This window comes from Paenibacillus glacialis (assembly GCF_001637205.1).
GTDB lineage: Bacteria > Bacillota > Bacilli > Paenibacillales > Paenibacillaceae > Paenibacillus_AQ > Paenibacillus_AQ glacialis.
In genome coordinates this window covers 57590-69805 of sequence record NZ_LVJH01000025.1, presented here as the reverse complement: position 1 = coordinate 69805, position 12216 = coordinate 57590, and the positions used below count along the sequence as shown (strand labels likewise).

Genomic DNA, 12216 nt, shown 5'->3' with positions numbered 1-12216 from the left:
TGATGTTAGGCCGGTATAGGTTTTTTCCCGCCTTTGAACAACAGCCATAACCCAAAGCCCAATTCTCCCACAATCATTGGCACCGTAAATACATATTTAAGTATAGTAGTGATGCCATCGTATTGTGGAAGAAACGTGTTACATAGGTGAATGAGCATATAGCCTACACCAGCAATCAACAATAGGATACTAATGATTTTCGGTATACCGCCTGATGTGATAGCCACATAGCCCACAATCAATAAATGCCCTCCGAAAATAATTAAACCAATCGACCAAATCAATTCGAATGCATTTAAAAATAGCATCATAAGGGCTTGAAGTTGTTCGGTTGTAAATAATCCTAAATCGTCTGTACTACTCGAGAGCAGCCGCCCGAATATTAAATTCAATATGGCTATGCCCAATACAGCCCCATAGGTAAGACGGAACCACGCACCGAGCAATGAAAGGCTTGTATTCACTGGCTTCAGGAAAATATAGAAAGCCCAGGCGACCACGATGTCACAGATCAGGATGATGACCCAACCAAAGATTTCAGCATTGAAAAGCATGCTGGATGACCTGATGTTATGAAATGTGGCGTTGGCATCTCCTGGTATCACAAGGCTAGCATGGACAAATCCATAAGAGAAAAATGCAGCAAGTGTCATGATGATCAGCGATATGCCCGCAATGAACGCAGATTGTCGCTGATCCGTTTGTTGTATTTTGGTGGTAGCCATCAAATAACCCCCTAGAGTTCTGTAATGAATTCATTGTAATCGAAGGGTTATGACGGTTTCATTGACTTAAATCAAGAGAAGGGAGGATTATTCATGTATATTGTATCTCAGCCAAAGCCGCTGTCCGATGACCGAAGCCAAGCGCTTGCGAAGGAAGACGCCGCTTTTTTTCCACCGGGTTACCTCCAGTTTTTGGGGCAATTCGGGGAAGGGACGTACAGAGGGTGGATGAATGTCCAATTACCGGATATGGAGGTGCTTAAGCCTTTTGCCGAGTATGATTTATGGGAGCATGATGAAGACAGCCCGATTACAGCGCAACAGATCGGACAGTGCGTCGCGATAGGCACAACGGTGGACGGTGACTTTCTGGTGTTGCATAGAGAGACGGCGCAATTGCTCTGGCTACCTCGGCTCTTGTCGAAAGGGTGCATATGATTTACAAGAAGGAGATAACTTTGGAGAATCATGATAAGAAATTGGATGCGGTTATCGAGAAGATGCAAGCAGCTTTGGAGGGGATGTGGGAACAAGATCCCGAATTTTATGCCAAGTACCCCATGCATTTTTTCACTGAAGCAGAAGAGCAAGCTATACGTATCGTATCTGACAAATGGCGTCTGCCCGATGAATATTTGTACTTCTTGAAGCATTATGTTCCTGAATCGGTTACATGGAGCACAGACGAATATATCAATCTTAATATTTACGGTGCTAAAGACTTGCCGCAAGGTCAATGGGGTTATGACTATAATCCCGTTACGAATGAAGCCATTTCGGATTGGCCGAGCAACTATCTGGTTATTGCTACGGATGAAGGCGACCCTTATTGTATCGATCTATCCAGAGGGGACACCGCCACTTATACGGCGGAGCACGGAACGGGCACATGGGATTTTTCCATTGCTTATGACCATCTTGCCCAGTTCCTACATAGCGTCTTATTGCCGCACAGTTCTGAGGTGTGGGAGACAGACGAAGAAGCACAGTATCGTTACTACAACGTACTTATTACAGGTGAAGGCAGCAATAAGATAAAAACACTGTTGTTCGTCAAAAAAACGTTTTCCTGTGATTATTCGCAAGCGAAAGCCTATGTCGAGGAGGCGCCTTTGCTCGTGTATAAGGGGATTGATCTGGGGGCCGCGAAAATCGAGGCAGAGCTGAAGAGCATCGGTGCGGATTATGAAATGCGTCAAATCAGTTTGAATGAATTTCTATCAATGGTGTCCGGCGAACAAGACGCAAATGCGGGAGAGGTACGATGACGTTAGTCTCTTCTTTATATTATATTCCTCCTAGAGTGGTTGGTTGTAGGGATTTTAATTTAAAAAAGAACCCTAAACTTTTGGTCTTAGGGTTCGAATTATGAACTAAAAACGTAATCTATTTAGTTGCTTTTCGTCCTACGAATACCCAGTACAGAGATAAACTGAAAAGGGTAACGAGTACGAGAATGAATAGGATATTACTATATATGGAAGCATCGGAATTGCTTGTAATCCCTAGGAAGCTTTTTCGCATAGCGGAATGGTCCATCATGGCTGCTGTATAGGCAATTCCGATTGACATCGCGACATTCAGTGTTAAATTAAAAAATCCGACGGCTGTTCCTGCTTTTTCTTTTTCAATCGTACGAATGCAAGAATCAAGGATTGGTGCATACATGAATGCAAATGAGCTAGAGAATAACACCATGGAGATCACGAATACAACAACAGAAGATTGTATAAAGAATACGCCTAATAGTAAGCTGACCACAATACAAGACATCGCGATTGTAATACATTGCTTGCTTCCCAGAAACTTCGCAATTTTTCCGGAAAGAGCCCCGACGACCGTAGCTGCTATAAAGCCTGGAATCATTAATAGTGAAATGGTATCGAGCTTCAAACCATACATCTTTTCAAGTAAGAATGGAAATAAGAAAATATACGCTAACTGTACAGAGTAAATAACAAAAGCAACGCCAAGCAATGAGATAAACTGTTTATTTTTAAAGAATGATATGCCAATAAATGCTTTTGAGTTTTTACTAATATAAACAAGGAATAATGTAACTGCAACAACAAACAAGATCAGGTAAAGCCAATTGAAATCAGTAATATACAGGAGCAGGGCTGCCGAAATGGTTCCCACTAGGAATAATCCTAATACATCGACATGACGTTTTTTCGTTTCTTCCTTAGGAAGATATTTTAAAATAAAAGGAAGGGTGAAAAGGGTTACTAAAGAAATTAAAAATAGAGATGTCCAATGGAAATACGTAGAAACGTAAGCTCCAGTTAATGTACCTATAAGCTGTGAAAGAGCAAAACTGCTTGTACTTAATCCTAAAAATTTCTTTTGTTCATTTGCAGGCAAATGTTTGGTTACAAATATAACATATAGTGTTTCAGCTGATGCTAAACCTGCCGTTTGGATCATTCGTGAGATAACAACGAGTAAAAACGAATGTTGGAAAATATATCCCATGACTGAACCGACACATATTAAAATGATACCAGCGATAAAAAGCTTTCTAATACTAATGGAATCCGCCAAAGCTGCGTACACCACAGCCCCAATTCCAACCACAAGGCCAGCTAGGGTTGCTTGCCAGCTAACGGTTGTCGCCGAAATGTGGAAATCCTTTGCCATATCAACAGAAATAATCTTAAACGAATTGTCAATGATCAAACATAATAGAAATAATAGCAAGGTAATAGGTACTGCTTTCTTAATATTATATTCCTGAGTTTTCTTCATGCACACATCTGCAGTTCTGGTTGACATAGCTATATTCTTCTCCTTTGATGTTTCCTTCTAATGATGTTTAACAAGGTAGCGCTTCCATGAATAACCCAAAAATAATTACTCTTTGATTGCGATTTCATAGTCATGCATGATAAATCTTTGAATCATACAACATTATATAGTTGTCTAACAACTTGTACATTCTTTAACAATGAGAATATTACCACACCTTTATCTCACTGACAACCTTTCAGAATTTGTATTTTTTATTACAAAAAAGCGATGTATTCATAAGAAATACATCGCCTCCAAATTAATGAATTGTTTATTCGGTTATTTAGATGTTTTAATTCTAATTTGACTAAATTCTATGGGTATATAGTATTTATTATAAACAACAGGGTATTTATCGCTGATATATACACTTTCTAGTATCAAATCACATTCCTCTCCGTGGGAAAGTTGGTATTTCAATGACGGAGTATTGACGGAATCAGAACGTTTAATTTCAATGGTAGAAGAATTAGCTAGGTCATACACCTTTTCTTCCAACATTTCTAATATTTGCTTATCGTTTTGTAAGTTAAGATTTAATTTGGAGACGGCTTCTATTGGCATCATCGTAAAAGCAAAAGCTACAATCTTATCGTTACTCTTATACCAGCGTTCCAATGCAACAACTGCACTCATTTCTTGATTTAGTACTTGCATGGCATAGTCCGTTAATAGGTCAATTCGGAAATTAAGTTCGATATCATCTATGTTCCCCGTATGGCATTTATATAAGGGGTTCCCCAACTTCTCCAAGCCATCCATACTTTCATTATGATGAAATTTTGTAATGAAATTTCCTTTTCCATGGATATTTTTAACCAACCCATCCTCCTGCAAAAGTGCCAAAGCATGTCTCAATGTCATTCTGCTTACACCAAATTTTTTGGCCAATTCGGGTTCTGTTGGAAGTTGGCTGTCGGGAGGGAATGCTCCATCCATGATTAATTTATACAATTGATCATACACAATAACGAATAGTGGTTTTTTTTGTTTATTGAGTTCATGAAGTTTATTGATCATTTTCTTATACCCCTATAGTTTTTTATTCATGAGTTATAAATTCCATTTCTTTCGTTCTTCTCGTTCTTCTTTTCTTGAATCTATTGTAACTTACTTTTCTACGGAAATGTAGATGCTAGACAATTACGTCGAATAGATCCCTTTTTTGTATTTTCTCAATTAGCCAACTATCAAACTGTACAGAACATGAAAAAGATCATCTTCCATCTCGAAAGAAGGGCTTAAAGGTCTATTCCTCCGGGTCCTAACCTTCCTAACCCCAAAAAACAAAAGGGAAAACCCACGTTTCGAAAAAAAACGTGGGTTTCTCTACAATCTGAGAAGAAGGATATCATCCTTCTTCCATTTATATCGCGCCCGCTTTAGGCTATCATTTTCAAGCCTACAGCTGCGGTCAATACCATCGCTATAAACATAATACGGTTCCAGTCTTTGGACTCCCCGTAGAAGAGCATACCAACGAGCGCTCCCCCTACTGTACCTATTCCTGTCCAAACTGCGTAGGCAGTCCCCATTGGCAGAGTCAGCATAGCTTGACTTAAGAGTAGAAAACTCATTATAAACCCTATGGCAAATACGATATACGCCTTTGCATTCTTATTCTTAATGATGAGGTTCATACCTGTAACCCCAACAACCTCCGACAAGCCCGCTGTTAAAAGGAAAAACCAGCCCATTGTTATGCAACTCCCTTTTCATGAGACTCTTTAGTGACAAATTTAAGTCCTAGCACACCTGTTAATAATAAAAGAACTAGACCGATTTTCAGTGCTTGAAAAGTCTCTCCAAATATAAACATCTCTACCAAAACGGTTCCTGTTGTTCCGAGGCCCGTAAAGACCGCATAGACCGTTCCCACCGGTAATTTAAGGCATGCCAGAACGGCAAATAGAAAGGATAAACCGATGCCTACGATAGTACCTATCCATAGAAGCAACGAATCAGAATGTTTCAAACCGATCACCCATAATACTTCAATTATTGCTCCAATAAACACTAAAGCCCAGCTGCGTCTCATCTTAAACTCCCCTTACTCTATTTTTATTCCACACTAATATACAAATCATGAGGCACTAATCCTTTTCTGCGAACGTTCAGTACCTCCATACAGCATCTCAACAAAGTGATCATCAAGGGATGCTGTAAAAACGGCTGCTGCATGTTCTCCTGCAAGTTAGAGGTAGGTTAAATGACGTACTCCTACGCTCATAATAAGCCTGTAATTATTCCAGGTAAGGATTAAGTCGCTCCTTATCTCTAGTGAGAATTGCATGGAGAAATTTCTTGTCTACCATCTGGAGAACAGAGGATTTGGTCCAGTATGTGTAGGAAAGAGCGGCAGCACTTCCTCCCCCAACTCTTGAATCACTTCCGCAGGGGGCCTGTTCCCAAATTGGATCCCAAGCGCCGCATGATTGACGCCAGCCGCTTGCCACTCCTCCAAAAGCTGGATCAGACCTGCTCGTCCAGTACGCAAAACATACCCACCGCGGAGCGGTGTTCTAGGATAATTGACATCTTCCACAAGATCAATCCACTCGTTGGTCATATGTGGCTTGAACACCCCACCGGGTATTTTTTTACGCCAAGCACTTATCTTTTGCGCTAGCTTTCGAGGACCGGAGCCGTCTGCAGTCGACTCGGGATAAGTGAGCCAACCGTCACTATGCTTCGCAATCCAGTCGAGGGTTTGCCGGCTTGATCCTGTCACAACGAGCGGGATATCTCCTGTTGTCGGCTTGGGTAGCAACTCTAGCCCTTCAAGATTTCCAAGAGAGGATTGAATGGATGGAGAGCGATGTCGAATCAGGTTGCGAAAGAATTCAATCGTTTCCCGGAAGCGTACATCACGATGCTCAGTATCGATTCCATAAGCCGGGAATTCTACGGGCCGATCACCTGAGGCGATGCCCATGACAAGGCGCCCGCCAGAAAGTACGTCAATCGATGACGCCGATTTCGCCAAATCAATGGGATGGCGAAGCGTGAAAATTGCACTGCCCGTTACTAAGGATACGTTTTTGGTCCTTGCAGCAAGATAGGCCAAGTAGGTGAATGGGTCGAAGAGTTGTCCAGCATCCCCAAAGTCGGGGTCAAACAGTGGCACATCTCGCACCCAAACAGCAGAGAAGTTCAGTTGATCGATCATCTCCACGATGTCAGCCTGTCCATGTAGGTCATCCATATGACCTACATAGAATTTTAGCGGTAAGAATATACCGATCGTCAATTTATCGGGGGCAAACATACGACGGAAACCGGGATGTTCAATGAACTTTTCCTTTGTTGAAGTTGGCATCTCTGGTTTCTCAAGCCGTTCATTGTGTCTTAGATTCATGTCCAATTTATTCAGCTCCTAAATAATATGTAATCCATTCTTCTGACGTTGCGAATCGATATTCTGCTGTCCCGCATTTCATACTACATAGTCAGCAATATTGTTCCTCCTTATGCGCACATATCCAGACGAAACGATTTTCATCTTCTCCTTACCTTTACTTTAAGAGAGAAAATTCATATTCAAGCATTTCTATGGAAGTGATATAATTGTAATCGCCAATTGACCCCGATGGTAGAGACAACTCTTGATAATATTATGGGGTCAGATTTGACAATGAGGAGGGCTATCATGATTGATATGACGCTGGTACTGGAGAAAAAGTCTGAAGAATCGTTATATTCCCAGCTGTATCAACATATCAAAAAAGATATTATTCGAGGCAAGCTGGCCGCTAAGACACGATTGCCTTCCATTCGTACGCTTTCATCCCATCTCCATATTAGCCGTAATACGATAGAATTAGCCTATCAACAGTTGATCGCCGAAGGCTATGTTGAAAGCAGGCCGAGGAGCGGAGTATTTGTCATTGAATTGGAACTGGAAAAACTGCCTGCGCCGTTTTCAGGAAGTAGAAAGCCCTTTGAAATAAGCAAGCAGAACAGTACTATGGTTCAATATGATTTTCTATATGGCGATGTGGATGTCGAACACTTTCCGCTTACTACCTGGCGTAAGTTATCCAATCAATGCTTACAACCGAAACAAGCGGCGTTGTTCTCTTATGGTGATCCTCAGGGAGAATATGAGCTACGTATTGAAATTGCTAAGTATTTGTACGATTCGAGAGGGGTAAACTGTTCGCCTAATCAAATTATAATTGGAGCAGGCATTCAATATCTGCTTGGTGTGCTATCCGGGTTAGTGGGTGCAAGAGGCAATAGCATTGGAATGGAGGAACCAGGCTATGATGGGGCTAGGACTATTTTCCAACATCATGGATTCAGCGTAATCCCCATTCAGCTGGATAAGGATGGGCTTAACATTCACAAGTTATATGAGAGTAAGTCTAGAATTGTCTATATTACCCCCTCTCACCAGTTCCCATACGGGATGGTCATGCCGTTCGCCAAGAGAATGCAATTGTTGAAGTGGGCAGAAGAGCAAGACGCCATTATTATCGAAGATGATTATGACAGCGAGTTCCGGTATGTCGGCAAACCAATCCCTTCTTTGCAGAGTTTGGATACCCATCATCGTACCGTCTATCTAGGAACTTTCTCCAAATGTCTCCTTCCCTCTCTACGCATTGCCTATATGGTGTTACCTCCAGCTTTGCTGGAGCTTTATAATAAGCAAAACTATCGATTATATGATCAAACGGTGTCCCAGATTCATCAAAATACACTGGAGTTGTTTATGAGAAATGGGCACTGGGAAGCCCACATTCGTAAGATGCGCAATGTATATCATAAAAAGCAATCCGTGCTGATTGGGACAATCCGGGAGTTGATGGGTGAGCAAACTACCGTGATCGGCCAGGATGCTGGACTTCATATTTTATTGCGTGTACTTAACGGCATGAATGAGGCTGAACTAATTCAGGCTGCAGCGCAAGAAGGAGTTAAGGTTTACGCCGTATCCCCCTTTTGGGCGCTGTCATCCCAAGCTGAAACTTCGATGGTTCAAATCGGTTTTGGCGGGTTGAGCATTGAGGATATCGTAAAAGGGGTCCATGCCCTGCACCGCGCTTGGGGTAATTAGTATTTTGAACTGCACCCCAATGGTTAGACACAGCTTTAGGGGCAATCTATACCTATTAAGGCAAGGGAATGATTACCACTGTCTGCTTGATCAAACTAAGCTTCGGAAGAGAAGCTCCAGATCCTTTCCCTTATGTCTGGATGTCGCTGTTGTTAGCAATATCGGTTTCCACGTTCTTATCGAGCATCAGCTTTAACGTGCGAGCTATCATCAATGCTTCCTCGGATCATATAAGATAAAGTCAAGCGGTCTTAGTCCTGATTTCATTGGATTAAGGCCGTTTTATGATATATTCAAGTGAAGAGGGTTTTCCCTAAGGACAAACCTTCAAAAAGGAGTGCGAATAATGAATCTAGAATCGGTCATGCTGTCCGATTATGTGGTTGCAGTAACCTTGGCGGAAACAGATATTGCACAAGAAGTCGCGAAGGAAGTAGGTCCGGTAGAAGTCAATCGGGGTACTGCAAAAAGCAAGATCTTGAACGCTTCCATTAATATAAATAAGGCAGTAGAAAAAGGGGAAATCGGCTTCAAACTCAAATATGTAAGGTGTTAGGAATTACTCTCATATTTAAGAAGAACACCTTTAGAGGAATACGGTGAACCGTACCCTAAATAGGTGCTGTTTTTGTATTGTCTTTTTAGGAGCGTGGAAAATGTATTCAAAAGGAAAGCCCAAATAGAGGGAAAGGATCACTTCATTTGGGCTCTGGAGATTTACGGGACATTACGCAAAATTAAGAAATTACGAAACCTCTACTAACACTATCGATCACTGCCAGTTTGTGTGAAAGAATCCTGCTAAATCAGTTCGTTCATAAGTATGGGCTCCAAAATAATCCCGCTGTGCTTGCAAAAGGTTAGCATTTGAAATGTCTGTCCGGTAACTATCGTAATAAGTAAGTGAAGCACTTAAACATGGAAACGAAATACCAGAATTAATACCCTCACAGGCAACTTTTCGCAATCCTATTTGATATTCTTTAACCTTTTCAGCAAAATACGGGGCGATTAATAGATTAGCGAGATTCGGCTGTGCTTGATAGGTTTCGCTTATGACGTTTAAAAATTCTGCACGAATGATACATCCACCACGGAAAATAAGGGCAATATCCTTTAAAGGTAGATCCCATCCGTAAAGTTCAGAGGTCATTTTATATTGTGTAAATCCTTGCGCGTAGGCACAAATTTTGCCCATGTATAATGCTTGTCTAATGTACTCAATCCACAAATCTTTATCTAAACTCCGCTGATCCATCTCTGGGCCGGATAGGATATTTTCTGCATAAACCCGTTCCTCTTTTAAAGAGGAGATGTAACGGGCAAACAATGACTCTGTAATAATGGATGATGGGATCCCGGTATCTATTGCTTGAATGCTCGTCCATTTACCTGTGCCTTTTTGCCCTGTTTTATCAAGAATTACATCGATCAGCGGTAAGCCTGTTATTTCATCCTTTTTCCGTAAAATCTCTGCGGTGATTTGGATTAAATAACTGTTCAATTCACCTTGATTCCATGTTTCAAAGATGTCAGCAATTTCGTTAACAGATAAGCCTAACCTTTTTCTTAAAAATGTATAGGCTTCAGCAATTAATTGCATATCAGCATACTCGATTCCGTTATGGACCATTTTCACAAAGTGACCGGATCCTTTTGAACCAATATAAACACAGCAAGGGTCTTTGTCCACTTGGGCTGCTATTTTTGTTAGAATAGGTGCTACTTTAGCATATACGTCTTTATCTCCACCAGGCATGATCGAAGGTCCGTTTAAAGCCCCAACTTCGCCCCCGGAAATACCAATTCCCAAATAACCGATTCCTTTAGACTTCAATTCATCATATCTACGTTCAGTATCTTCGTAATGGGAGTTACCACCGTCCATGATCACATCGCCTGCTTCAAGAAAAGGTACTAATGCACTGATCACCGAATCGATCGGTTTGCCCGCTGTGACCATAAGGAAGATTTTTCTTGGAGTTTCTAAGGAGTGAACAAAGTCTTGAATTTTGTAGTAGGGATAAATTAATTGACCTTCCGTTTTGCCAACAAGATTATCGGTTAAGTCCCTCGTATAATTATAGACAGCCACTTGCTCACCTTTACTAGCCATGTTTAAAGCGATATTACTGCCCATTACCCCTAACCCAATGACACCAATTGTATTGAACATTTCTTCTTGCTCCTTTTATTAAGATTAATAGACAGTAAAACCCTCACTTATTGACTCAGAAGATTCTAAGAGAATAAGTGGGGGAATCTACTGCCCGCAAATATTGATTTATACGAATAAACTTAGTAATAGAACAAATCCTAATCCAGCTACAGAAACGATTGTCTCAAGCAATGTCCATGTTGCAAATGTTTCTTTCATGGTTAGACCAAAATACTCTTTAAACATCCAGAAACCAGCATCGTTAACATGGGAAGCTATTAAACTACCCGCTCCCGTTGCAAGCACGACTAAAGCAAGATTAACGTCAGATTGTCCTAACATTGGAATAACTAAACCAGCAGTTGTTAAAGCTGCAACAGTAGCAGAACCTAAGGAAATACGTAAGATTGCAGCGATGATCCAGGCAAGCAAGATGGGTGATAATGAAGTTCCTTGGAATAGTTCGGCTACATAGTCACCCACGCCACCATTAATCAATACTTGTTTGAAGGCTCCGCCGCCCCCAATGATTAAGAGCATCATCCCAATATGAGTAATAGCGGTTGTACAAGATTGCATGACAGTTTTGATTGGAATTTTTCTTGCTAACCCCATGGTATAGACAGCAACCAGTAAGGAAATCAACATGGAAGTTGATGCATCGCCAATAAAACGGATAACTGCTAATAGACTATTATCTTCAAATCCCATCGTTTTTTGAAGCAAAGTAATAATAGTAGCAATAGACATTAATATAACAGGCAGCATTGCAGTGAATACACTGATACCAAATCCAGGTGTGTCTTCCAACTTAAATTCTTTTTGTTCGCCTAAAGAAGCAATATTACCCGTTTTCGTAAATGATGCAGGTACGAGTTTTTTTGCAAGCTTAGTAAATATAGGTCCAGCTAAAATAACTGTTGGAATTGCAATAATGAAACCGTAAAGTAAAACCTCACCAATGTCCGCGCCATATTCACCTGCAATAACTGTAGGTCCTGGGTGAGGAGGTAAGAAACCGTGTGTTACGGATAAAGCTGCAGCCATTGGAATACCGAGATAAAGAATAGAAACCTTTAATTGTTTTGAAATGGCGAATACAATTGGAATTAATAATACTAAACCTACTTCGAAGAATAACGCCACACCGATAATGAAAGAAGCAGCTACGACCGCCCATTGAATATTTTTTTCACCAAACTTGTTAACGAGGGTCATGGCAATTCTTTGAGCGCCACCTGAATCAGCGATCAACTTCCCTAACATCGCTCCAAGACCAAAGATTAACGCTAAGTGACCAAGTGTTCCGCCTAATCCGGCTTCAATGGTTTTGACAATTTCATTCAATGGCATTCCAAGTGCTAAAGCGACACCGAACGATACAATGATTAATGAGATAAAGGTATTTAATTTGAAGCCCATTATTAAAACTAATAATGCTAAAATCCCAATGGCTACAATAACTAATGGCATTGTAATTC

Annotated in this window: 11 protein-coding genes and 1 pseudogene; 4 read left to right on the top strand and 8 right to left on the bottom strand. The window is 41.0% G+C overall.

Annotated features, from left to right (window positions below; all coding sequences use genetic code 11):
* Window positions 1-5: 5 nt before the first annotated feature.
* Window positions 6-725: a DUF4386 domain-containing protein gene (locus PGLA_RS14220; RefSeq protein WP_068533803.1), complete on the bottom strand. Its 720-nt coding sequence runs from the start codon at window positions 723-725 to the stop codon at window positions 6-8.
* 93 nt (window positions 726-818) lie between these two features.
* On the opposite strand from PGLA_RS14220, the gene PGLA_RS27455 reads away from it, so the two are divergent.
* Both PGLA_RS27455 and PGLA_RS14210 read left to right on the top strand, forming a co-directional pair.
* Window positions 819-1163, top strand: a complete 345-nt coding sequence (locus PGLA_RS27455) for a hypothetical protein (protein WP_068533801.1) — start codon at window positions 819-821, stop codon at window positions 1161-1163.
* Between the two features lie 20 nt (window positions 1164-1183).
* Entirely contained in the window at window positions 1184-1993 is an 810-nt protein-coding gene (locus tag PGLA_RS14210; protein WP_068533799.1) for an SMI1/KNR4 family protein, read from the top strand.
* A 118-nt stretch (window positions 1994-2111) separates the two neighbouring features.
* On the opposite strand, the gene PGLA_RS14205 is transcribed toward PGLA_RS14210, so the two are convergent.
* The 5 genes from PGLA_RS14205 to PGLA_RS14185 all read right to left on the bottom strand — a co-directional run bounded on the left by PGLA_RS14205 (window position 2112) and on the right by PGLA_RS14185 (window position 6873).
* Entirely contained in the window at window positions 2112-3500 is a 1389-nt protein-coding gene (locus PGLA_RS14205) for an MFS transporter (protein WP_068533797.1), read from the bottom strand.
* A gap of 294 nt (window positions 3501-3794) precedes the next feature.
* Window positions 3795-4535: a GntR family transcriptional regulator gene (locus PGLA_RS14200; protein ID WP_068533795.1), complete on the bottom strand. Its 741-nt coding sequence runs from the start codon at window positions 4533-4535 to the stop codon at window positions 3795-3797.
* 362 nt (window positions 4536-4897) lie between these two features.
* A complete protein-coding gene (locus PGLA_RS14195) occupies window positions 4898-5212 on the bottom strand; it encodes a DMT family transporter (protein WP_068533794.1) in 315 nt (104 codons plus the stop codon).
* Between the two features lie 2 nt (window positions 5213-5214).
* Window positions 5215-5553, bottom strand: coding sequence for a DMT family transporter (locus PGLA_RS14190; RefSeq protein WP_068533792.1), 339 nt, complete (start codon window positions 5551-5553; stop codon window positions 5215-5217).
* Between the two features lie 270 nt (window positions 5554-5823).
* Entirely contained in the window at window positions 5824-6873 is a 1050-nt protein-coding gene (locus PGLA_RS14185) for an LLM class oxidoreductase (RefSeq protein ID WP_245699927.1), read from the bottom strand.
* Window positions 6874-7164: 291 nt separating this feature from the next.
* On the opposite strand from PGLA_RS14185, the gene pdxR reads away from it, so the two are divergent.
* Window positions 7165-8577, top strand: coding sequence for a MocR-like pyridoxine biosynthesis transcription factor PdxR (pdxR, locus tag PGLA_RS14180; RefSeq protein ID WP_068533790.1), 1413 nt, complete (start codon window positions 7165-7167; stop codon window positions 8575-8577).
* A gap of 364 nt (window positions 8578-8941) precedes the next feature.
* A pseudogene (locus PGLA_RS14175) lies at window positions 8942-9133 on the top strand (DNA alkylation repair protein); the annotation flags it as partial.
* Between the two features lie 216 nt (window positions 9134-9349).
* On the opposite strand, the gene gnd reads toward PGLA_RS14175, so the two are convergent.
* Window positions 9350-10753 carry a decarboxylating NADP(+)-dependent phosphogluconate dehydrogenase gene (gene gnd / locus PGLA_RS14170; RefSeq protein ID WP_068533786.1) on the bottom strand — a complete coding sequence of 468 codons (1404 nt, stop codon included), beginning with the start codon at window positions 10751-10753 and terminating at the stop codon, window positions 9350-9352.
* Between the two features lie 108 nt (window positions 10754-10861).
* Window positions 10862-12208 (bottom strand): GntP family permease, encoded by a 1347-nt coding sequence (locus PGLA_RS14165; RefSeq protein ID WP_068533784.1) that lies wholly within the window; start codon window positions 12206-12208, stop codon window positions 10862-10864.
* Window positions 12209-12216: the final 8 nt, after the last annotated feature.

What these genes read in the sequence shown, in the direction of transcription:
- PGLA_RS14220 (WP_068533803.1), bottom strand. Translation starts at nt 725, where the DNA reads ATGGCTACCACCAAAATACAACAAACGGATCAGCGACAATCTGCGTTC.
- PGLA_RS27455 (WP_068533801.1), top strand. Translation starts at nt 819, where the DNA reads ATGTATATTGTATCTCAGCCAAAGCCGCTGTCCGATGACCGAAGCCAA.
- PGLA_RS14205 (WP_068533797.1), bottom strand. Translation starts at nt 3,500, where the DNA reads ATGTCAACCAGAACTGCAGATGTGTGCATGAAGAAAACTCAGGAATAT.
- PGLA_RS14200 (WP_068533795.1), bottom strand. Translation starts at nt 4,535, where the DNA reads ATGATCAATAAACTTCATGAACTCAATAAACAAAAAAAACCACTATTC.
- PGLA_RS14195 (WP_068533794.1), bottom strand. Translation starts at nt 5,212, where the DNA reads ATGGGCTGGTTTTTCCTTTTAACAGCGGGCTTGTCGGAGGTTGTTGGG.
- PGLA_RS14190 (WP_068533792.1), bottom strand. Translation starts at nt 5,553, where the DNA reads ATGAGACGCAGCTGGGCTTTAGTGTTTATTGGAGCAATAATTGAAGTA.
- PGLA_RS14185 (WP_245699927.1), bottom strand. Translation starts at nt 6,873, where the DNA reads ATGAATCTAAGACACAATGAACGGCTTGAGAAACCAGAGATGCCAACT.
- pdxR (WP_068533790.1), top strand. Translation starts at nt 7,165, where the DNA reads ATGATTGATATGACGCTGGTACTGGAGAAAAAGTCTGAAGAATCGTTA.
- gnd (WP_068533786.1), bottom strand. Translation starts at nt 10,753, where the DNA reads ATGTTCAATACAATTGGTGTCATTGGGTTAGGGGTAATGGGCAGTAAT.
- PGLA_RS14165 (WP_068533784.1), bottom strand. Translation starts at nt 12,208, where the DNA reads ATGCCATTAGTTATTGTAGCCATTGGGATTTTAGCATTATTAGTTTTA.